We start from the raw sequence: 20,976 nt of genomic DNA on the forward strand, positions 1-20,976 counted from the left end.
CGACCGAGGCTGTGTGAAAACTCCGTTGAGTCATGTTTTCAGGGGTCCTTGACCCCTTGGCACACTCAACAAAACGCAACCTAGGCCCATCTGAGCGGTCGACTTTCGGACTGGGTCAACCGCGATGAGCTTTCACACAGACTCGACCCGTTGCTGTCGTTCGTGCCTCGGCGGCCAATGCCTGCTGTCGCATCGTGACGGGTCTCTCCCAGCGCTGAACTCGGAGGCAGAAAGCTGCCACATAGAAAGCGGAACTGCGCCCTGGTCGTCCGCGATGAAGCGTCAGCCCTCCATGAAGTAGCGCATCAACGTGAGCGCTCTATCGCGTCTGCCGGTTAATACGTCATTGCAGTCATTCCCACCTTCGGCCTGCCCGCGAGCGAAGTCGGGGTCATCTTGCAGTCGTAGCGAGCCGAATGTGTAGCGCTGGGTGTCGCCCACGTCGTTGCCCAGCAGCTGGGCGTGGCCACGGAGCAGCAGCATCGCAAATTCTTCGTCGCCCTGGACCGGATGGCCAAGCTTTTGCAGTGAGCAATCAAAGTAGCCGACAAGGTAGCCACGTACGAACTTGCTGTCGAGCCCAGTCAGGTATCCGTCCTGCGATCGGCACAACATTAGCTGTAGATTTAGAAGTGCAGCCGTTTTGTCCATGATGTTTTCATTTGCTGAAGTCTGTGCTGGCCGCGGCGCTTCTTTCTTCTTGAATAATTCGAACACGCTTATCCCTTTCGGTTACTTGGTGTGACCAACGCCCTAAATCCGAGTTGTTGAGTCGGCGCTGCGTCACTGAACGCCCTGTAATAAGTCTCGCCGTCGCTGCCGGCCGGAGCAAAGTCTGTGGTGGACAACCAGCCACGCACGCGGTGCATCGCTGAAATGAACATCGGCATCACGTCCACGTACACGCTCTGGACGTCAAACCCCTCCCGTTCGCCCACCTTGCTGATGTCCGCAAAGCGCAGTTCTTGCTCCCATAGCGCGCTGATCGCGGTCCTATCCGCAGGCTTCAACTTGGCATGGGGAAGTCGCTGCCTGAAGTCCTCGAGTGGGAGGTAGTAACGCAGCACGATGCGCTCAGCCTCGGGCGTGAGGCTTGCGAACAAGTACTTGTTTGATGGCAGCTTTTTAGTCACTTCGTGAGCGAGAACGAAGGCTTCCCAGCCAACGAATAGTGGGTGGTCGCGATGATGGATAGCGTTGCGCAGCACGATGAGCATCGACGTGTCAGCGTGCTTGAAGTAGTCAAAGCCGGGAAGGTCCTTAGTGACGTCATACAACGAGTGGAACTTCTCCAACTTGCCTTCGAGCGTGCGGTCCTGCCGTGTGACCGCGTCTGGGCGGTCAACTTCGTAGAGCGCAGCGAAGTCCATGTGCGCCTCGACATACAGCCGCAGCGTGTTCGACAGGCTTTCCCATGCGTGTTCGATTACCGTCGCCATTCCTTCTCCCTTTGTGCTTGCGTCTCCCGCCGGCCGGCTGGTGTTGCTACGCTTTAACACACGACACAATAGCCTAGCACTGAACTGCCGCAAAGCAGCCCTTGGTGAACTTCCGCATTCAGCCAAGAGGGGGCAGTGGTTATCTGTTGTTGGCCCAAAGCATCATCGAACCACTGGCTCGTCATGCGCTTAAAGCAAAAAGGCCCCGCAGGCAATCACCTGCGGGGCCTTTGTATTTCAGCTGCCTAGCGAATCGACTCAGATATAGCTGTTCAGCAGGTTCTCCAGATGCTCCTGCCGACCCGACACGGGCATCGTGTCGGTGTTGCGGTCCACCACGTGGGCGGCCACGGCCTCCAGGCTCATCTTGCCGTTCAGCATGTTTTGGCCCAATGGTGCTTTCCAGCCCGCGTAGCGGTCTTCCACCAGCTTGGCCAGTTTGCCGTCGGTGATCATCTTCTCTGCAATCAGCAGCGCGCGGGCGGTCACGTCCATGCCGCCGATGTGGCCGTGGAACATGTCTTCGGGGTCGATGGACTGGCGGCGCACCTTGGCGTCAAAGTTCACGCCGCCGTTGACGAAGCCGCCGCCTTGCATGATGGTGTACATGGCCAGCGCGGTCTCGGGGATGCTGTTGGGGAACTGGTCGGTGTCCCACGCGCACTGCATGTCGCCGCGGTTCATGTCGATGGAGCCGAAGATGCCCAGGTCCACCGCGGTGGCGATTTCATGCTCGAAGCTGTGGCCGGCCAGGGTGGCGTGGTTGGCTTCGATGTTGACCTTGATTTCCTTCTCCAAGCCGTAGCGGCACAGGAAGCCGTAGACCGTGGCGCTGTCAAAGTCGTACTGGTGTTTGGAGGGTTCGCGGGGCTTGGGTTCCAGCAGGATGGTGCCCTTGAAACCGATCTTGTGCTTGTACTCCACCACCATGTTCAGGAAGCGGCCCATCTGGTCCAGCTCGTGGCCGATGCGGGTGTTCAGCAGGGTCTCGTAGCCTTCGCGGCCGCCCCACAGCACGTAGTTAGCGCCGCCCAGCTTCAGCGTGGCGTCCATGGCTTCTTTCACCTGCAGCGCGCCCAGTGCAAAGATTTCGGGGTTGGGGTTGGTGGCCGCGCCCGACATGAAGCGGCGGTGGCTGAACAGGTTGGCCGTGCCCCACAGCAGCTTCATGCCGGTGGCCTGTTGCTTCTCGCCCAGCACATCCACCATGGCGCGCAGGTTGTTCACGCTTTCACGTGGGGTGGCGCCTTCGGGGGCTACGTCGCGGTCGTGGAAGCAGTAGTAGGGCGCGCCCAGCTTGCTAAAGAATTCAAACGCCACATCGGCTTTGGCCTTGGCTGCGGCCATGGGATCGGCCATGTGTTGCCAGGGGCGCTGGAAGGTGTCGCCACCAAACGGGTCCAGGCCGTTCCAGCAGAAGCTATGCCAGTAACACACGGCAAAGCGCAGCTGCTCTTCCATGCGCTTGCCCAGCACGATGCGGTCTTTGTCGTACCACTTGAAGGACAGCGGGTTGTCAGAAGTTGGGCCTTCGTAGGCGATGGGGGAGACAGTGGAAAAGTAGTTGCTCATGGTGCTTCCTTGGGTTGTTTAGTTGTGTGGTCGAATTAAATAATCGGTTGAACGCCCCGAAGGGCGTGCGTATTTCAGGTGGGGCGGTACAGGCTGCGGAACTGCGCGTAACGCGCGGCCAGCAGGTCTTGTTCGGCGGCATCGGGGCGGTAGCTGGCTTCCACCTCGGGGCTCAGGCACACGTTGCTTTGCGCTGCGCCGGTGGCCAGCCAGCCCAGGCGCGCGGCACCCAGGGCGCCACCCACGGCAGAGCTGCCATGGGTTACTACCTCGGCATCCAGCGCGCTGGCCAGTTGCTGCGCCCAGAAGGCACTGCGTGCACCACCGCCCACCAGGGAGAGGCGGGTCACGCGGCTGCCAGCGGCGTTCAGCGCGGCCAGGCCATCCTTCAGGCCAAAGGTCACGCCTTCAATCACCGCGTAGCCCAGGCGGGCGGCGTCTGTGTCAAAGCTCAGTTGGTGAAAGCTGCCGCGCACATTCGCGTCGTTGTGTGGGGTGCGTTCACCGCCCAGGTAGGGCAGGAACAGGGGGGAGGTGGCGCGGTCGGCCAGCGACAGGTCTGCTGCCTTGCCCGCCACCACGCCAGCGTTGGGCGCGCCCAGCAGGTCGGTCACCCATTGCAAGCTGCTGGCGGCCGATAGCATCACGCTCATCTGGTGCCAGCGGCCGGGCACGGCGTGGCAAAACGCGTGGGTGGCGCTGGCCGCATTGGGTTGGTAGCTGGGCGTGACGACAAACAGCACGCCACTGGTACCCAGCGACAAGAAGCCCTGGCCCGCGTCCACCGCGCCCATGCCCACGGCGCTGGCCGCGTTGTCACCGGCGCCACCGGCCACCACGATGTTCTTGGGCAGGCCCAAGGCCTGGGCCACATCGGCCTTCAGGTAGCCGCCTGGCGCGCTGCCTTCCACCAGGCGCGGCATGTGCGCCTGCGTCAGGCCGGTCAGCGCCAGCAGGGCGTCCGACCAGGCGCGCTTTTGTACGTCCAGCCACAGCGTGCCGCTGGCGTCCGACATGTCGCTCACGTACTCGCCGGTCAGCTTCAGGCGCACATAGTCTTTGGGCAGCAGCACCTTGGCCACTTGCGCAAAGATGGCGGGCTCGTGTTTGGCCACCCAGCGCAGCTTGGGCGCGGTAAAGCCGGGCATGGCCAGCGTGCCGGCCAGTGCGGTCAGCGTGGGCAGCTCGGCCATCATCTCGGTGCATTCGGCGGCGCAGCGGGTGTCGTTCCACAGAATGGCGGGGCGCAGCACCTGGTCCTGTGCGTCCAGCAGCACGGCGCCATGCATCTGGCCCGACAGGCCAATGGCCTGCACCGCGGCAAATTCTTGCGGGTGGGCGGCGCGCAGCTGCGCCAGGGCCGACTGCGTGGCAGCCCACCAGTCGTGCGGGTTCTGTTCGCTGTGGCCCGGGTGCGGGCGCTGCACGGTGAGTGCGGTGCCGGCCGAGCCGAGCACGCGGTGGTCGGGGGCCAGGAGCAGCACCTTCACTTCGGAGGTGCCAATGTCAATGCCAATAAACATGCGGGTTATGCGGTGAGGGTTGAGGAGGAAGAAATCTCTGCGGCATCCGTAGGGCGGCTCGCAGCAACAGGGGTTTTGGCATGCATGGGACGCAGGTCGTGGTGCAGCACCAGGGCGGCGGCACCCACGGCCGACGCCAGCAGCCCATAGCGCGCGGCGCGCACCGTGGGGGCGGCCATGCCGGCGCTGGCGGCGTAGCCTTGCAAGGTGGTTTGCGCCACCTGCACGATGGCCGGGTAGCGGTCGCAGGATGGGCCACCCACCACCAGCATGCTGGGGTTGAAGGTGGTCCACAGGTTTTGCAGCACCACACCCAAGTAGTGGCCGCCTTGGGCGGGGTCGGGCAGCTTGGCCAGGGTGCGGGCGCCAAAAAAGGTTTCGGCACAGCCCTTGCGGCCGCACGAGCACAGCGGCCCGTCGATCTGCAAAATGCTGTGGCCAATTTCACCGGCCATGCCCTGCATGCCGGTAAACAGGCGGTCGTTGAGCACAATGCCCGCGCCCACACCGGCGCCGCAGGTCACAAAAATCAGCGAGTCTTTGGCATCGCCCTCGGAAAATTCGTATTCGCTCAGGGCAGCGGTGTCGGCTTCGTTCTGCACATGCACGGCCACTGGGGGCACGCCGGCTTGGGCCAGTGCGTGGGTAATCAGGGGCACAAAGTCCACATTGCGCCAGCCCAGGTTAGGCGCAAAACGCAGCATGCCGGTAGCTTCGTCAAACGCACCGGGCAGGCCCACGCCTACGCCCGCCAGCTGCACACTGCGCTGCACCAGCTGCGCATGGGTGCGTGCCACCAAGCGGGCCGTCTGGCGGCACACCTCGTCAGGCTGGGTGCCCATCAGGGGCTCCTCCAGCGCGCACAACACTTGGCCGGTGAGTGACACGCCCACCACACGCAGCGCTTCCACCGCCACTTCCACACCGATCATGCCGCGGCTGCGGCTGTCGATCTGCAGCGGGGTGGAGGGGCGGCCCAGGCCCTGGGCTGCGGTCACATCGGTCTCGGTGAGCCAACCTTCGTCAATCAGCTCGCGCACCAGCAGGCTCACGGTGGACTTGGTCAGTCCACTCTCCTGGGCCAGTTGGGCGCGGGACAGCCCGCTTTGGCTGCGCAGCAGCCGCAGCAGCACGCTGCGGTTGATGCGTTTGACTAATTGTTGGTCGCCGGTCGTTTTCATGGGTGGGAGGGGCCGCACTCACAGGCTGTGGGTTTGCGGTTTTCCTTCAGGTTGTTTGCCTGCGATGATCATGCCAAGAACTTCGTCCTCGGTGACGTCTCCGGTGCGGTAACTGCCCACCAATTTGCCGTTTTTCATCACCGCCAGCCGGTCGCTGAGGCCAAACACGTCGGGCATGTCGTGCGTGATGAGGAAAATGCCCACGCCTTCGGCCTTGAGTTGCTTGACCAGATTGCCCACCATCGCGGTTTCCTCGGGGCCCAGGGCGGCCGTAGGCTCGTCCATGATGAGGATCTTGGCGTTGAAGTAAATCGCCCGCGAAATCGCCACCACTTGGCGCTGCCCGCCTGAGAGGCGGCGTACCGGGGTGCGCACGTTCTTGAAGTTCTTGTTCAGGCGGTGGAAGACCTTGCGTGCGTCCGCATCCATGCGGTGGTCGTCCAGCGTATTCCAGCGGGTCAGCAGTTCGCGGCCCAAAAACAGGTTGGCCACCGCGTCCAGGTTGTCGGCCAGGGCCAGCGTTTGGTAGATGGATTCGATGCCACAGCGCTGCGCATCCACGGGGGTGCGGATATGGGCTTTTTCGCCGTTGATCAGCACTTCACCGCTGTCGATGGGGTAGGCTCCGGCCAGCATTTTCATGAGTGTGGACTTACCCGCGCCGTTGTGGCCCAGCAAGGCCACCACTTCACCGGGGTAGAGCGTGAGGCTCACATCGTCCACCGCGTGCACACCGCCAAAGGACTTGCCGATGTTGCGCATCTCCACCAGCGCCTGCTTTGTATTGCCTGCGCTCATACGGTGTCTCCTGTCACACGGCGGTAAACCACATCAAACACCACCGCAGCAATCAGCACCTGGCCGATGATCACGTAGCGCACTCCAATCGACACGTCCAGCAGCAGCATGCCACTGTCAATGCTTTGCATGATCAGTGCGCCCAGCACCGACCCCAGAATCGAACCGCTGCCACCGGCCAGCGCGGTGCCACCAATCACGGCGGCGGCAATCACATACAGCTCCATGCTGCTACCCAGCGAATTGGTGCCTGCGTTCAGGCGGGCAATGGACACCATGGCGGCGATGGTGATGAGCACACCCATCAGCGCAAACAGCATGAGCGTGACCTTGCGCACCGGAATACCCACCAGCGCGGCCGCCTCGGGGTTGCCGCCCATGGCAAACACATAACGGCCAAAACGGGTGCGGTGCACGATGAAGGACAGCACCAGCGCCACGGCGGCCCAGATCAGCACCGGAATCGGGATGCCCTGGGGGGCGTCCTTGTTCATGATCTGGTAGTTGTTCATAGCGGTGACAAAGGCCAGCACGATGGCCACCGGCACCAGCACGATGGCGGCGTCCAGCCACAGCGGGTTGTTGGGCACGTCATACGAGGCCTTGGCGCGGCGCTTGGCCCACATCTGGGCCACCAGGGCCAGCACAATCAAACCGGCCAGCACCCAGCTGGCGGTGACGCCAATGGCACCGTCAAAACCACCGCCCAAGCGCTGGAAGAACTGGTCGTTGACGGGTTGGGTCTTGCCGTCGGCCACCAAAAAGGCAGCACCGCGGAAAGACATCAGGCCACCCAGGGTCACGACGAAGGAGGGCACACCCAGCATGGCGGTCAGCGCGCCCTGGTACAGCGACACGGCAATGGCCACGGCCAGGCCGGCCAGCGAGGCCTCGACCCAGTGCCAGCCAGCGGTGTACATCAGGGTGGCAATCAGCACGCCCACAAAGCCCATGACCGAGCCCACGGACAGGTCGATATGGCGCGCCACGATGACCAGCACCACCACGGTGGCGACCACGCCCACCACGGCCGTTTGCTGGGCAATGTTGTACAAATTCTCGGGGGACAAAAACAGCCCGCCGGACAGGATGTTGAACACGATGGCAATGGCTGCCAGCACCGCGCCCATCATCACCAGGCGCCAGTCGATGGCGGCCTGCTTCAGGGAATTCAAAACGGGATTCACATGCGTTCTCCGCAAGACATAAAAAAACCGCGGGCTGATGCCAGCCCGCGGTTGGAGGGCTTCAACTAACTCAGAGAGAAACGCGGTTTACTTGCAAGCGGCTGGGCCTTTGGCGGCGTCTACGCCCTTGCACAGGTCGGCCTTCTTGATCCAGCCAGCCTTGACCACGAGGTCCAGGTTGGCAGCGGTCACGGGCACGGGCTTGAGAAACTGGGCTTGCAGGGCCACTTTCTTTTCACCACCACTCCAGGTCTGGGCAGCGGCCACTTTTTGGCCCTTGGCCAGCACCACGGCAGCAGCGGCGGCGTCACGGCCCAGGTCGCGGGCGTCTTTCCACACCGACACGGTCTGGCTGCCCAGCGCCACGCGGTTCAGCGCAGCGTGGTCACCGTCCTGGCCGGACACGGGGATGCCCTTGATGCCCTTGGCAGTCAACGCAGCGACCACACCACCGGCGGTACCGTCGTTGGAGGCCACCACGGCGTCAATCTTGCCGCCGGTCTTGGTGATGATTTGTTCCATGTTCTTCTGGGCGACTTCGGGCTTCCAGCCGTCGGTGTATTCCTCGCCCACGATCTTGATGTCGCCCTTTTTCACAGCAGCATCAATGATTTCTTGCTGGCCACCGCGCAGGAAGTTGGCATTGGGGTCGGTAGGCGAGCCCTTGATCATCACGTAGTTGCCCTTGGGCTTGGCTTCCAGAATGGCGCGGGCCTGCATGCGGCCCACTTCGACGTTGTCGAAGGTGATGTAGAACACGCCGGGAGCTTCGATCAGGCGGTCATAGGCGACCACGGGGATCTTTTGCTGGTTGGCCTTGTTCACGGCGGGCAGGATGGCGTCCTTGTCCATGGCCAGAATGATCAGGGCCTTGGCGCCCTTGGAGATCAGGCTGTCGATGTCGGCCAGTTGTTTCTCGGGGGAGCCACCAGCGTCGGCGCTGATGTAGCTGGCACCGTCTTTGGCCAGTTGGGCCTTGATGGCGGCTTCGTCGGTCTTCCAGCGTTCTTCCTGGAAGTTGGACCAGCTCACGCCCACGACTTGGGCAAACGCGCCAGCGGCAGCCAGGCTCAGGGCCAGGGCGGTCAGTGTTGTCTTCAGTTTCATCAATGTCTCCGGTGATTTGGCCTGTGTCAGGCCTATGGTTTTGGAAGGACTCTTCAGAGCCATCGTGCTGCCGTAAATGCAACACGGTGCATTTAGTAAGGACGACAAACTAATTGTTCGGGACTTCGATCTCGGCGCGAATAGGGATAAACCCGACATAGTTTAATCATCGAACTTAATAAGATCGCCGGGTTCTTTCATTTTTCACAAAGGATTGCCACGTGCACCCTCTGGATTGGATTTCCCGGCCCGCGCTGCGCGGTGCCATGGTGGGGCTGTGCCTGGCCCCATGGGCTTGGGCGGCCGACGCACCGGCCCCTGCCACGCCCCGTTTTGCCGAAGAAACTGACGTGGCCGGCCTGCAAAGCCGCTTTGAAGGCGAGGGCGAATACATGGTGGGCGGCGGCGTGGCCACCTTCGATTGCGATGCCGACGGCCTGCCCGAGGTGTACGTGACCGCGGGGGTGAACAAAGCCAAGTTCTACCGCAACCGCAGTACGCGTGGCGCCGCCTTGAAGCTGCAAGAAGAGCGCTCGGGCCTGGAGCTGACCAATGCTGTGGGTGCTTACCCGCTGGACATCGACGGGGACGGCCAGACCGACCTGGTGGTACTGCGTGTGGGCGAGGTGCAGGTGTTCAAAGGTGCGGGCCAGTGCAAGTTTGAGAAGGCCAACGAGGCATGGACGATTCGCACCGGCAATGGCTGGCACACCGCCTTTGCGGCCACCTGGGAGAAAGGCCAAACCTGGCCTACGCTGGCCATTGGCACCTACACCGACCGCAGCAAGCCCGAGTTTCCCTGGGGCAGCTGCACGCCGGGCTTGCTGCTGCGCCCCAAGGAGGGCGGCGGCTACCAAGCGGCCACGCCGCTGGCGCCGGGCCACTGCGCCTTGTCCATGTTGTTTTCAGACTGGAACCGCTCGGGCACGGCCGCGCTGCGGGTGAGCAATGACCGCGAGTACTACAAGGGCGGTGAAGAACAGCTGTGGCAACTGCCTGCCGGTGCGCCGCCTGCGCTGTACACCGCGGCCCAGGGCTGGAAGCCGCTGCAGATCTGGGGCATGGGCATTGCCAGCCATGACCTCAATGGCGATGGTTACCCCGAGGTGTTTTTGACCAGCATGTCTGACAACAAGCTGCAGACGCTGGAGGCGGGTGCCGCCCAGCCGCGCTTCACCGATATCGCCTTCAAACGCGGTGTCACAGCCCACCGGCCCTATGTAGGCGGCGATGTGCACCCCAGCACCGCCTGGCACGCCCAGTTTGCCGACATGAATAACGACGGTCTGGCCGACCTATTTGTGGTCAAGGGCAATGTGTCCACCATGCCTGACTTTGCGACCCTGGACCCCAACAACCTGTTGCTACAAAAGGCGGACGGCAACTTTGTGGAAGCGGGCAGCCAGGCCGGGCTGGCCAGCTTCAAGCGCGGGCGCGGCGGTTTGGTGGTGGATTTGAATGGCGACGGTTTGCTGGATGTACTGGTGGTGAACCGCTGGGACAAGGCCCAGCTGTGGCGACAGACCACGGCGGCGCCTGCCGGCCACTGGCTGCAGCTGCGCCTGCAGCAAGCGGTTGGTAATCGCGACGCGGTGGGTGCCTGGGTGGAGGTGAGGCTGGGCGAGGGGGATGCGGCCCCCGTCATCCGCCAGGAGCTCACCGTGGGCGGTGGCCACGCCAGCGGCCACCTGGGCTGGATGCATTTTGGGTTGGGTGCAGCCAGCACTGCGCAGATACGGGTGCAGTGGCCGCACGGCTGCTGGAGCGACTGGATGTCCGCCAAGGCGGACGCCTTCTACACCCTCAGCCCCCAAGGCCTTGTGAACTGGAAAGCCCCATGAAATTCCGATTGTTTTCTCTGTGCCTGGCCGCAGCCTGCGCCTGGACTAGCGCGCCCGCAGCGGCCCAACCAGCGGCGCCTGCCGCCCGCCCGGCCAGCGCCTTCAGCGCCGGTGTGGCCAACGAATGGTTCAGCCTGGCCTTGTTGCTCACGCAGCAGACGCCGGGCTTCAGCCCACCGGTGGCCTCGCGTGCGTTTGCGTACCTGGGGCTCACGCTGTATGAGTCGGTGGTGCCCGGCATGCCGCAGCACCAAAGCCTGGCGGGCCAGCTCAACGAGTTGCAGTCCTTGCCCTGGGCCCAGCCCGACGAAGTGCTGCACTGGCCCACGGTGGCCAATGCCTCCATGGCCACCATGACACGCATGATGTTCCCCACCGCCAGTGCCGAGAACAAGGCCCGCATCGACCTGCTGGAGCGCAGCCTGCCGCTCAAGTACAGCCAGGACTTTGACCCCAACACCGTGACGCCCGAGATCACCAACCGCTCGGAAACCTTTGGCAAGCTCATGGCCATGGCCCTTATGACCTGGGCCCGCACCGACGGTGGCCATGAGGCCTGGGGCCCACTGCGCCGCAGCCAGCAAAACTACGTGCCGCCCAGCGGTGAAGGCCAGTGGGTGGCCACGCCGCCTGCGTTTGCACCGGCGCTGTTGCCGCGCTGGGGCGAGGTGCGCCCCTTTGTGCTCAAGACCAGCAGCGCTTGCGCCGCACCCTTGCCGCCCCCGTATTCGGAGAGCCCCGGCTCGGCCTTCTACAAAGAAGCCAACGAGGTCTACCAGGTGAGCAACAAGGCCACCCAAGAGCAGCGCCAGGTATCGCTGTACTGGGCGGATGACCCACTCAAGACCCCCACACCCGCGGGCCACTGGGTGTTTATTGCCAACGACCTGCTTAAGCTGCAAAAAGCCGACCTGGCCCAGGCCGCCCAAACCATGGTGCGCCTGAACATGGCCATGGCCGACGCCTTTATTGCGGGCTGGAAAACCAAGTACACGGTGAACCTGTTGCGCCCGGTCACCTATGTGCAGCTGGTCATCGACAGCAACTGGGTGCCCACGCTGATGCACACACCGCCATTCCCGGAATACCCCTCGGGCCACTCGGTGCAGTCCAGTGCGGCCGCCGGGGTGCTGGAGCAGGTGTTTGGCGCCAACAAACCCTTTACCGACAACACCCACAACGACCGTGGCTGGGGTCCGCGCACCTTTGCCAGCTTCAAGGTGGCGGCAGATGAAGCGGCCATCTCCCGCATGTATGCGGGCATCCACTTTCGCAGTGGCATTGAAGGTGGCAAGGTACAGGGGCGCTGTGTGGCCCAGCAGGTGCTGGCGCTCAAGCTGGCGCGTTGAGGCTCACGCAGAGCCTGCTAGCTAGGCCTGCACCACGATGGGAAATTCGGCGCGCATACCGTTGGCGGAGGGGGTAAATGCACGGGTCAGGACGGCCCGCTCCTGCGCGTCGAGGCCACGCCACAGGGCGTCGCGGTCGTTGCCCGGATCACCTGCCACATAGAGTTGCGTTGTCAGCAGTTCCTTGCGGTCGAGCCTGACTTTGACATGGATGTGGGGCGTGCGCCCGGTGTAGGGCGCAGGCTTCATGGTGCGAAAGCGATAGCGGCCGTCTTTGCCAACCGCCACCTTGCCGAAGCCCTGAAAGTTGGGGTCGGCTTTGCCACCGTCACGGGGGTGGTGGTAGTTGCCCTCGTGGTCACACTGCCAGATTTCAACCACCGCACCAGACACCGGCATACCCTTCGTATCCGTCACCACCCCCTCTACCCAGGCGACCTGCCCTTTTTTGTAGACCGCGCTGCCGTTGCGCAGCAGATCAAAGTCGTTGTCGCTGGGCAGGGCGATGGGGTAGTAAGGCCCCTCGGTCTGGCTGGGCGTGGGCCGCAGGGCCGTTTGCGCCAGTGCGGGGCTGGACCAGGCGGGTGCGCCTGTGATGGCCAGGATGCTTGCACCGTGGGCCAGCAAGGAACGGCGGGATGGCGAGTTGGGGTATTGCATGGTGGAGTCCTGACAAATGAGCGACTCGCCCCCTTGCGGGGAAGTCAGACTGCCGGTGTCGGAATACCCAGGAACTGGAAAGTTCCACGCTTTGTCACATCCGGGGCCATTGCGTCAGGGGCACTACAGTCCCTGAGGGCGCTGGCGCGTTGAGCCGGGGCTCAGCCCTCGCCCACGCCAATCGGCGCGGGTGCCCGCATCACGATGCGGGTGAACAGGCGGTCGAAAGCCGGGGCGCGCGGGTGTTGGCCGGTGAGCGGGTCGCAGTTGTTGGCGAAGGCGGCGTCGAGCTCGGCCCAGTCGGCCTCGCTGAGCACGGCTTGGGCCACGGGCAGGATGGCGGTTTCTTCCAGCTTCATGTGGGCCAGGTAGGCCACCACGTAGCGGCGCACCGCGGTGTCAAATGCGGCGTGGCGGCTTTCCCCCAACAGTTCCCAGGCCAGCAGCAGGTGCTGCAGTTCGCGCACGGCGGCTTCGCTGTGGGCGTGGTCTTTTTCCAGTTGGGTGACGGCTTCCATGGTTTGTGGTGCCAGACGCACCACACGCGGAAACAGCAGGTCCGACTCTTTGGGGTGGTGCAGGCGCTCGGGGAACTCATCGATGTAGAAGAGCATGGCGCGCAGCACGTCAAAAAACCGCTCGGGCTCGTCGCCAGGGCCCCGGTCCAGCATCAGCAGCAGCGACTGCAGCATGGCGGCCAGGGCGGCGTGTTCGTCTTTGATGGTTTGCAGGCTGCTACGGGGCATGGCGTGTCTCCGGTGATTTTTGCGAGAGCTTCCCACGCACACTCGCGCTGGAGCTTGATGCAGGTCAACGGCTGTGCACGGGTCAAGTGGCGCCGTTACCATCACTGGTGTGCGCCGCCCGGCGCGGTACTGATGCTTTTACTTCCAGACCTGCCATGACCCCACTGCCTCCCCGAATCCTGCCCTGGTTGCGCCGCCTGGCCTATGCGCTGGGGGCACTGGTGCTGCTGTGGGGGCTGGCCTGGGCGCTGGTGCCGTCTATCGCCAAGAGCCAGGCGCAAACCCGGCTGTCGGCCCTGCTGGGCCGTGCGGTCACCATCGGTGCCATTGAATTTGCGCCCTGGTCGCTGGAACTCACGGTGCGCGACCTGGCCGTGGCCAAGGCGGACGGCAGTGGCCCGCAGTTCAGCGTCGCCCGGGTGTACGTGGATGCAGAGCTGCAGTCGCTGCTGCGCCTGGCGCCCGTGGTGGACGCGGTGGCAGTGGATGCGCCCGTACTGCACCTCACCCATACAGGGAAGGGGCAGTACGACATTGACGACATCGTGCAGCGCCTGCAGGCACCGTCGGACGCGCCCGCGGGTGATCCGCTGCGTTTTGCGGTCTACAACGTCACCCTCAGTGGCGGCAGTGTGGATTACACCGACCAAGCCTTGCAGGGCCTAGCGCGCCAGCACACACTGCGTGAGCTGCAGCTCACGGTGCCTTTTCTCAGCAACTTCGATTCCAAGCGTGATGTGCTGGTCGCGCCACGGTTGGCCTTTGTGCTCAATGGCAGCGCGTTGGATACCGCGGCCCAAGGCACTCCGTTTGCCCAAACCCGCCAGGGTGAGGCGCAGCTGAAGATCAGCCAATTCGACCTCAAGCCCTACCTGCCTTACCTGCCCGCAGGCCTGCCCGTGCAGCCGCAAAGCGCAGTGGTGGATGCCGAACTCAAGATTGGTTTTGTGCAGCAGCCGCAAACGGCGGTCACGCTCACCGGCGTGGTGACGGTGAGCCAGTTGGCCGTGGCCGATGCAGCGGGCGCGCCCTTGCTGTCGGTGGACACGGTGCGCACCGAGCTGGCCGATGTGCGTCCGCTGGAGCAGCAGGTGAGGCTGGGCACTGTGGACATCACCAACCCGCGCCTGCAGGTGCTGCGCGCGCGCAATGGCCGCCTGAACCTGGAGCTGGGGGGCGCTGGCGCCGCCAAGAGTGCTCCTAAAACAGGAGCTGCTCGCGCAGATAGTACGGGGGCTAAAGGCCAAAATGGCACTAAAACACCGGCTGTGGCCAAGCCCTGGGCCTTGGCGTTGGAGCGCCTGGCGCTGCATGGTGGCCGGGTGGACTGGCAGGACCAGCAGACCCCGGCCAAGCTGGCGCTGACCGAGCTGGAGCTCACCGCACAGGGCCTGCACTGGCCCATGGACCAGGCGGTGCGCGCTGAACTGAGTGGCACCCTGCCTGCCGGCAAGACCAGCGCCCGCCTGACACTCCAGGCCGAAGGCACCGATCAGCAAGGCAGCGCCCAGGCCACCGTTAACGGCCTACCGCTGGCCCTGGCCGAACCCTACCTGGCTGCGTGGCTGGAGCCCAGCCTGCGCGGCCTGCTGGACGCCGAACTGGGCGCTCAGTGGACCGGCGACAAGCTGCAGGCCACGGTGAAAAAACTCGCGGTGCGCGACGCCGGACTGGTGGCCAGCAAGGCCATGCTGGCAAACGCTGTCACGGGCAATACGCGCAGCAACGACGGCCCCAGCTCGCAGGACCTGCCCAAGTTCAAGCTGCTCGAAGTGAGTGATGCCCAGGTGGACCTGGCGGCCCGCAGTGCCCGCGTGGGCAAGCTGCTGCTGGCCGGGGCCAGCAGTGGTGTGCGCCGTGAGACGGATGGGACATGGATGTTTGAACGCTGGCTGAAAGCAGCCCATGGCGCTGCGCCTGTTGCCCCTGCCGCCGCTTCCCCGACTGCTACTGCACCCCCTGCCGCGCCTTGGAAGGTGGCGCTGGGTGAGCTGCAGCTGCAAGACGCCAGCGTGCAATTCACCGACCGCGTGAATGCCCGCCCGGTGCGACTGGAAGTTTCCGCCCTGAACCTGCAGGCCAAGGGCGCCGCGCTGGATGGCAAGAAGCCCGTGCCCGTGACGTTGAGCGCCCGCGTGAAATCCGGCCAGGCCGAGGCCGGCAGCCTGCGTTACCAGGGCACGGTGGCCTGGGACCCGGTGGTGGCACAAGGCGCGGTGGAGCTGCTGGAACTGCCGGTGCATGCACTCGCGCCGTATGTGGCCAGCCAGGTGAACCTGGATGTGCTGCGGGCCGATGCCAGCTTCAAGGGCCAGCTGCGTTTTGCCAGCACGGCCAAGGGGCCAGAGGTTGCGCTTAAAGGCGATGCGCAGCTGGAAGACTTCCGCGCCAACACCGTGCAGGGTGCGGGCGGCAGTTTTGCGGAAGAACTGCTGAGCTGGAAGTCACTCAACGTGCCCGGCATTGACCTGGCCATGGTGCCCGGTGCCGCCACCCGCGTGAGCGTGCGCGAGGCGGCGCTGTCCGACTTTTATGCCCGCCTCATCGTCAACCCCAATGGCCGCCTGAACCTGCAGGACCTGAGCAAAACCCCGGCCCAGGCCGAGGCGGCCGCCAGTGCGCCACCCGGCGCGGCGGCATCGGCTCCGGCACCTGCCACATCGGCGGCCGCCAGCGCAGCGCCCGAGCCCATCATCACCATGGGCCCCCTCAGCCTGGTCAATGGCCGGGTGCTGTTTTCGGACCGCTTCATCCAGCCCAACTACACCGCCAACCTGAGCGACCTGACGGGCAAGCTCAGCCAGTTCTCCAGCCAGCCGGCCAATGGCGTGGTACAGCTGGCCGACCTGGAGCTGCGTGGCCGGGCCGAGGGCACGGCGTCGCTGGACATCACCGGCAAACTCAACCCGCTGGCCAAGCCCTTGGCGCTGGACATTGCGGGCAAGGTGCGCGACCTGGAGCTGTCGCCGCTGTCGCCCTATGCGGTGAAGTACGCGGGTTACGGCATCGAGCGCGGCAAACTCAGCCTGGATGTGCGTTACACCGTGCAGCCCGATGGCCAGCTCACCGCCACCAACAAGCTGGTGCTGAACCAGCTGACGTTTGGCGACAAGGTGGACGGTGCGCCCAATAGCCTGCCCGTCAAGCTGGCGGTGGCCCTGCTGGCCGACCGCAATGGTGTGATTGACCTGGACCTGCCGATCAGCGGCTCGCTCAACGACCCGCAGTTCCGCATTGGTCCGGTGATCTGGAAGGTCATCACCAACCTGGTGGCCAAGGCCATCACGGCGCCGTTCAGTTTGTTGGCCAACGCCTTTGGTGGCGGTGGCAGTGCGGAGCTCAGCACCGTGGCCTTTGCGCCCGGCAGTGGGGTGCTGACGGATGCCGCCAAGGCTGGTTTGGACAAGGTGGCCAAGGCGCTGGTTGACCGCCCCGGCCTGCGCTTGACCGTGCAAGGCACGGCCAACGTGGAGGCCGAGCGCGAGGCCATCAAGCGCGAGCGCCTCAAGGGCCTGCTGCTGGCCGAAAAGCGCCGCCGTACCACCGCCGAGGGGAAGGACGCGGCTGCGGTCAACAGCTATAGCGCCGAGGAAATGCCGGTGCTGCTGCGTGCGGTCTACCGCCGTGCCGACATCACCAAGCCACGCAACCTGGTGGGCCTGACCAAGGACATTGAGGTACCGGACATGGAGGCTTTATTGCTGGCCAACATCACCGTCAACGACGAGGCCGCCCGCGAGCTGGCGCTGCAGCGCGGCGTGGTGGTCAAGGACTACCTGGCTGCGAAGCAGGTGAGCGCCGAGCGCCTGTTCCTGGGGGCTGTGAAAACCGGTGGCGCTGCGGCCGACGCCAAACCGCAAGCCGAACTCAACCTCACCAGCCAGTAAGAGAAAGCGCGGCATGTACCAACCCAGCCACTTTGAAGAAACCCGCGCCGATGTGTTGCACGCCCTGGTGCGCAGCCACCCGTTGGCCACCTTGGTCACGCTCACCGCGCGGGGGCTGGAGGCCAACCACATCCCGCTGGTGCTGCGCACCGAGGGCGTTACCCGCCCCACGCTGGTGGGCCATGTGGCGCGTGCCAATCCGCTGTGGCGCGACACCGATGTGGCCATGCCGGTGCTGGTTATCTTTCAAGGCCCACAGCACTACATCAGCCCCGGCTGGTACGCCAGCAAGGCTGAGCACGGCAAGGTGGTGCCCACGTGGAACTATGCGGTGGTGCATGCCAAGGGTCTTTTGCAGGTGCATGACGACGCGGCGTGGATACGTGCGCAGATGGTGGAGCTAACGGGCCAGCAGGAGGCCGGTATGGCGCGCCCCTGGGCCGTGGACGACGCCCCGCGCGATTACACCGACCGCATGGTCAGCGCGGTGGTGGGTATTGAAATCCCCATCGACAGCCTGTTGGGCAAATGGAAAGTCAGCCAGAACCAACCCGCCGCCAACCAGGCCACCGTGCAGCAGGGACTGCAAGGCCTGGGGTCTGAGGCGGGGAGCGCGATGGCGGTGCTGGTGGATGCGTTTGGGGTTAACGCGAAGAAGGTTTGACGCTCTCTAGCGTTCTTCCACCTTGCCGTCCGCATGCTTGGCAAAGCGGCCTTGCTCGCGCGGGTGCACGGGGTCATTCGCACCCCAGGGCCAGCCGCCAAACTCGGTGCGGCGGTAGTCGGCAAAGGCCTGGTGAATCTCTTGCTGGGTATTCATCACAAACGGGCCGTACTGCGCCACGGGTTCGCCAATCGGGCGGCCTTGCAGCACCAACAGTTCGCTCTCCACATCGCCGTTGACAAAAGTGCAGTCGTCGGTGGCACGCGCTTCCATGACGGATTTGACGGGCACCGACTGACCGGCCACGGTGAGTGTGTTGCCCTGGAAGAAATACAGCTGGCGCCGCGTGGCGGCATTGCGCGCGCCAGGCAGTGTCCACGTCGCGCCGGGGCTGAGTTTGATGGTGTAGATCGCCAGCTCGCTGTCGGCCTCGCTGGCCCAGGAGTCGGGCGGTGGGGGCAGGCCCTGCTTATCGCCTAGCGTGCCGGCAATACACACCACCTCGGTGGTGCGGCCATTCGTGTCGGTGGCCGTGGTGCGCGGAATGTCTTCGTGCCAGAACATGGTGAAGTGGGGCTCCACCATCTTGTGTTTGGCCGGCAGGTTGAGCCAGATCTGGAACAGTTCGGTCGGGTTGGGGGCATCGCTGTGTAAGAGCGGAAACATCTCGCAGTGCACGATGCCTTTGCCGGCGGTGAGCCATTGCACATCACCGCCACCAAAACGCGCCGTGGCGCCCAGCGAGTCGGAGTGGTCAATGCGGCCGTTGCGCACGATGGTGACCGTCTCGAAGCCGCGGTGCGGGTGCGAGGGAAAGCCCGGCACGGTGTCGCCGTGGTACATGCTCCAGCCATCCTTGCCCGCAAAGTCCTGGCCGATGTTGCGGCCCGCCAGCAGCGCCGGGTCGGGCGCCATCTGGGCGTTGCCCTTGGGGTAGGCGTCGTTGTGGTGCACGCAGAACAGGAAGGGGTCCAGGGTCTGCCAGGGGAAACTCAAGGGGGCGATGGAGAGCAGGGTTTTCATGCCCCGCATTGTCCCCGCCTTGCCAAGTTTTTGCAGCCCCTGCGGCAGAGCCCCTGTGGCGCCCCACTAAGATCGGCGCATGTTTTTGTCTTCTCTTTGGGGCCGTGCGGCCCTGGTGCTGGCCAGCCTGGCCCTGTTGCTGGGCGCAGACCACGCCCTGCGCCCGCCTGCGGCCGCCCCCGCCCTTGCGCAGATGCCCGCCATTGCTGTGGGTGGCCAGCCGGTGCAGGCGGCGCAGTTGCAGCGTGTGGCCGGGGGCGATGTGCCCATGCCGCCCGGCACGGCGGCCGCCCACGCCAGCAGCCTGCTGCCCATGCCGGCCGGGCACGCCGCTGCGCTGAGCTTGTTCTGGTTTTCGGGCGAACGCGAGAGTGGCCCGCTGGTGCAGATTGCCGCCACCCAGTGGGACCGTGCCACCCAGACCTGGCTGCCACCGCGTTTTGTGGTGAACCGCCATCAAATGGGCGATCTGCTGGGCCATGGCTTGCGCCGCCTGGGCAACCCGGTGGCGTGGACGGATGCGCAAGGCCGCATGCACCTGTTTGTGGTGGCCACCGGCTGGGGCGGCTGGGCCGCGAGCCGGGTGTTGCATCTGCAGCAAAGCAGTGCTTCCCAGGATTTGGCGGAGCTGGCCTTTGCGCCGGTGCGGGTGCTGCCCTTGTCCTGGTTGTGGAACACCAGCTTTTTGGTGCGCAACGCCATGCTGCCCTTGCAAGATGGCGGTGCGGTGCTGCCGGTGCACTTCGAGCTGGGCCTGAAGTACCCCGCTACGGTGCGGCTCGATGCGAATGGGGAGTTTGTGGGCTTGACCCGCATGTCCAACCGCACCCACAACCTGCAGCCCAGCATCCTGCCGCAAAGCCCCATACAGTGGGTGGCGCTGATGCGCGATGAGCGGCACGGTGGCAAGGTGACCGCGGCGCGCACCGACGATGGTGGCGCGCACTGGACCGATTTGTCCGACTTGCCCCTGGGCAACCCCGATGCCGCCGTGGCCGGTTTTGCGCTGGGGCCGCAGCAGATGCTGCTGGCCCACAACCCCACCCCCGAAGGCCGCGCCCGGCTAGACCTGAGCCGCAGCGCCGACGGCCTGCAGTGGACGCTGCAGCAGACCCTGGCCAAGGGCGCGGAGGAGGCTGAGTTTTCTTACCCCGCGCTGGCGTGGGCCGATGACGGCCTGTGGATCAGTTACACCGTGAACCGGGCTACCTTGTCCTGGCAGCGGTTTGCGGTGGGAGGCCAACCATGAGCGCGCCCGCTTTGCCGCCGCTGTGGCTGATGCAGGTGTGGCTGCCGCTGGGCTGGGCGGTGGTCTTGGCCGCCCTGGTGCTAGTGGTCGTCCATCGCTTTACCCGGCATCGCGGCGTGGTGTGGGGTTTGCCGCTGCTGGTGGCGCTGTGGGCCCTGCTGCCTGGCGAGTTGTCACCCGCCCACTGGCTGGGCCTGGCGTTCCAGGCACCCAGTGTGCTGTTGGTGCTGGTGTGTGCATGGTGGAGTGGCAGCACGTTGCGTGGCGCACCTGTGGTGGCCCGCCCCGGCAAACCCTTGGTCGTTTTGGTGCTGGTCGCTCTGGTGGTGGGCTGGCTGTTGCTGCTGGACACCCTGGCCCAACTGCCTGTGGCCTTGTACGCGCTGGGCTTTGACGCGCCGGCCCTGGCCCTTGTGAGCTTGGCCACTCTGCTGCCCCTGCTGCAGGCCGGTGCCGCCCGGCGCGTGAGCACCTGGCTGGCACCGCTGGCCGTGCTGGTCTTCGTGCTGCTGCGCCTGCCCACCGGCAACGTGTGGGACGCCGTGCTGGACCCCTGGCTGTGGCTGGGGCTGCATGGCTACTTGCTGCGGGTTGTGCTGAGGCGCTCCTGATTTGATAGCTGTTTGCGCAATAAATACGGGGGCTAGAGGCCAAAATGGCTATAAATCCAGGCTCCAATCCGGCTGAACGCCCTCGCTGTAGTTGCCGCTGCAGTGGGAACTTCGTCTGCCGGTATCACTCCACCTCTGC

The 20,976-nt window shown here is 64.6% G+C and carries 17 protein-coding genes; 6 read left to right on the forward strand and 11 right to left on the reverse strand.

Annotated elements, in window-relative coordinates:
- Positions 1 to 282 precede the first annotated feature (282 nt).
- From AC097A_RS14740 to xylF, 8 genes are all read right to left on the reverse strand, one after another.
- Positions 283 to 717: a hypothetical protein gene (locus AC097A_RS14740; protein WP_479621426.1), complete on the reverse strand. Its 435-nt coding sequence runs from the start codon at positions 715 to 717 to the stop codon at positions 283 to 285.
- A 2-nt stretch (positions 718 to 719) separates the two neighbouring features.
- Entirely contained in the window at positions 720 to 1,439 is a 720-nt protein-coding gene (locus AC097A_RS14745) for a hypothetical protein (RefSeq protein WP_479621427.1), read from the reverse strand.
- 258 nt (positions 1,440 to 1,697) lie between these two features.
- A complete protein-coding gene (gene xylA, locus AC097A_RS14750) occupies positions 1,698 to 3,011 on the reverse strand; it encodes a xylose isomerase (protein ID WP_479621428.1) in 1,314 nt (437 codons plus the stop codon).
- A gap of 74 nt (positions 3,012 to 3,085) precedes the next feature.
- Positions 3,086 to 4,534, reverse strand: coding sequence for a xylulokinase (xylB, locus tag AC097A_RS14755; RefSeq protein ID WP_479621429.1), 1,449 nt, complete (start codon positions 4,532 to 4,534; stop codon positions 3,086 to 3,088).
- A 5-nt stretch (positions 4,535 to 4,539) separates the two neighbouring features.
- The gene (locus AC097A_RS14760; protein ID WP_479621430.1) at positions 4,540 to 5,715 is read right to left on the reverse strand and encodes an ROK family transcriptional regulator; all 1,176 of its coding nucleotides are present in this window, start codon (positions 5,713 to 5,715) and stop codon (positions 4,540 to 4,542) included.
- 18 nt (positions 5,716 to 5,733) lie between these two features.
- On the reverse strand, positions 5,734 to 6,513 hold the full coding sequence (locus AC097A_RS14765) for an ATP-binding cassette domain-containing protein (RefSeq protein WP_479621431.1): 780 nt from the start codon (positions 6,511 to 6,513) through the stop codon (positions 5,734 to 5,736).
- Complete coding sequence (locus AC097A_RS14770; protein ID WP_105262286.1) at positions 6,510 to 7,646, reverse strand: sugar ABC transporter permease; 1,137 nt, start codon at positions 7,644 to 7,646, stop codon at positions 6,510 to 6,512. The genes AC097A_RS14765 and AC097A_RS14770 overlap by 4 nt, the downstream gene beginning before the upstream one ends.
- Positions 7,647 to 7,787: 141 nt before the next feature.
- The gene (xylF, locus tag AC097A_RS14775; protein WP_479621432.1) at positions 7,788 to 8,807 is read right to left on the reverse strand and encodes a D-xylose ABC transporter substrate-binding protein; all 1,020 of its coding nucleotides are present in this window, start codon (positions 8,805 to 8,807) and stop codon (positions 7,788 to 7,790) included.
- A gap of 221 nt (positions 8,808 to 9,028) precedes the next feature.
- Between xylF and AC097A_RS14780 the strand changes: the two genes are divergently transcribed.
- Entirely contained in the window at positions 9,029 to 10,648 is a 1,620-nt protein-coding gene (locus AC097A_RS14780; protein ID WP_479621433.1) for a CRTAC1 family protein, read from the forward strand.
- Positions 10,645 to 11,997, forward strand: a complete 1,353-nt coding sequence (locus AC097A_RS14785) for a vanadium-dependent haloperoxidase (protein WP_479621434.1) — start codon at positions 10,645 to 10,647, stop codon at positions 11,995 to 11,997. Before AC097A_RS14780 ends, AC097A_RS14785 begins: the two co-directional genes overlap by 4 nt.
- A 21-nt stretch (positions 11,998 to 12,018) precedes the next feature.
- Here AC097A_RS14785 and AC097A_RS14790 read toward each other — a convergent pair whose 3' ends face one another.
- The gene (locus AC097A_RS14790) at positions 12,019 to 12,657 is read right to left on the reverse strand and encodes a dioxygenase family protein (protein WP_479621435.1); all 639 of its coding nucleotides are present in this window, start codon (positions 12,655 to 12,657) and stop codon (positions 12,019 to 12,021) included.
- A gap of 161 nt (positions 12,658 to 12,818) precedes the next feature.
- On the reverse strand, positions 12,819 to 13,403 hold the full coding sequence (locus AC097A_RS14795) for a hemerythrin domain-containing protein (RefSeq protein WP_479621436.1): 585 nt from the start codon (positions 13,401 to 13,403) through the stop codon (positions 12,819 to 12,821).
- A gap of 155 nt (positions 13,404 to 13,558) precedes the next feature.
- Here AC097A_RS14795 and AC097A_RS14800 point away from each other — a divergent pair, with 155 nt between their 5' ends.
- Both AC097A_RS14800 and AC097A_RS14805 read left to right on the forward strand, forming a co-directional pair.
- Positions 13,559 to 17,290 carry a DUF748 domain-containing protein gene (locus AC097A_RS14800; RefSeq protein ID WP_479621437.1) on the forward strand — a complete coding sequence of 1,244 codons (3,732 nt, stop codon included), beginning with the start codon at positions 13,559 to 13,561 and terminating at the stop codon, positions 17,288 to 17,290.
- Between the two features lie 13 nt (positions 17,291 to 17,303).
- Complete coding sequence (locus tag AC097A_RS14805) at positions 17,304 to 17,954, forward strand: FMN-binding negative transcriptional regulator (protein ID WP_479621438.1); 651 nt, start codon at positions 17,304 to 17,306, stop codon at positions 17,952 to 17,954.
- A gap of 6 nt (positions 17,955 to 17,960) precedes the next feature.
- Here AC097A_RS14805 and AC097A_RS14810 read toward each other — a convergent pair whose 3' ends face one another.
- On the reverse strand, positions 17,961 to 18,986 hold the full coding sequence (locus tag AC097A_RS14810) for a pirin family protein (RefSeq protein WP_479621439.1): 1,026 nt from the start codon (positions 18,984 to 18,986) through the stop codon (positions 17,961 to 17,963).
- Positions 18,987 to 19,056: 70 nt separating this feature from the next.
- On the opposite strand from AC097A_RS14810, the gene AC097A_RS14815 reads away from it, so the two are divergent.
- Together AC097A_RS14815 and AC097A_RS14820 are read left to right on the forward strand one after the other, a co-directional pair.
- A complete protein-coding gene (locus tag AC097A_RS14815) occupies positions 19,057 to 20,226 on the forward strand; it encodes an exo-alpha-sialidase (protein ID WP_479621440.1) in 1,170 nt (389 codons plus the stop codon).
- Entirely contained in the window at positions 20,223 to 20,837 is a 615-nt protein-coding gene (locus tag AC097A_RS14820) for a hypothetical protein (RefSeq protein ID WP_479621441.1), read from the forward strand. The genes AC097A_RS14815 and AC097A_RS14820 overlap by 4 nt, the downstream gene beginning before the upstream one ends.
- Positions 20,838 to 20,976: the final 139 nt, after the last annotated feature.

Source organism: Rhodoferax sp. XS2R6 (genome assembly GCF_056521365.1).

Coding starts and splice junctions, on each gene's coding strand:
- AC097A_RS14745 (WP_479621427.1), bottom strand. CDS start 1,439: ATGGCGACGGTAATCGAACACGCATGGGAAAGCCTGTCGAACACGCTG.
- xylA (WP_479621428.1), bottom strand. CDS start 3,011: ATGAGCAACTACTTTTCCACTGTCTCCCCCATCGCCTACGAAGGCCCA.
- xylB (WP_479621429.1), bottom strand. CDS start 4,534: ATGTTTATTGGCATTGACATTGGCACCTCCGAAGTGAAGGTGCTGCTC.
- AC097A_RS14760 (WP_479621430.1), bottom strand. CDS start 5,715: ATGAAAACGACCGGCGACCAACAATTAGTCAAACGCATCAACCGCAGC.
- AC097A_RS14765 (WP_479621431.1), bottom strand. CDS start 6,513: ATGAGCGCAGGCAATACAAAGCAGGCGCTGGTGGAGATGCGCAACATC.
- AC097A_RS14770 (WP_105262286.1), bottom strand. CDS start 7,646: ATGATGGGCGCGGTGCTGGCAGCCATTGCCATCGTGTTCAACATCCTG.
- xylF (WP_479621432.1), bottom strand. CDS start 8,807: ATGAAACTGAAGACAACACTGACCGCCCTGGCCCTGAGCCTGGCTGCC.
- AC097A_RS14785 (WP_479621434.1), top strand. CDS start 10,645: ATGAAATTCCGATTGTTTTCTCTGTGCCTGGCCGCAGCCTGCGCCTGG.
- AC097A_RS14790 (WP_479621435.1), bottom strand. CDS start 12,657: ATGCAATACCCCAACTCGCCATCCCGCCGTTCCTTGCTGGCCCACGGT.
- AC097A_RS14795 (WP_479621436.1), bottom strand. CDS start 13,403: ATGCCCCGTAGCAGCCTGCAAACCATCAAAGACGAACACGCCGCCCTG.
- AC097A_RS14800 (WP_479621437.1), top strand. CDS start 13,559: ATGACCCCACTGCCTCCCCGAATCCTGCCCTGGTTGCGCCGCCTGGCC.
- AC097A_RS14805 (WP_479621438.1), top strand. CDS start 17,304: ATGTACCAACCCAGCCACTTTGAAGAAACCCGCGCCGATGTGTTGCAC.
- AC097A_RS14810 (WP_479621439.1), bottom strand. CDS start 18,986: ATGCGGGGCATGAAAACCCTGCTCTCCATCGCCCCCTTGAGTTTCCCC.
- AC097A_RS14815 (WP_479621440.1), top strand. CDS start 19,057: ATGTTTTTGTCTTCTCTTTGGGGCCGTGCGGCCCTGGTGCTGGCCAGC.
- AC097A_RS14820 (WP_479621441.1), top strand. CDS start 20,223: ATGAGCGCGCCCGCTTTGCCGCCGCTGTGGCTGATGCAGGTGTGGCTG.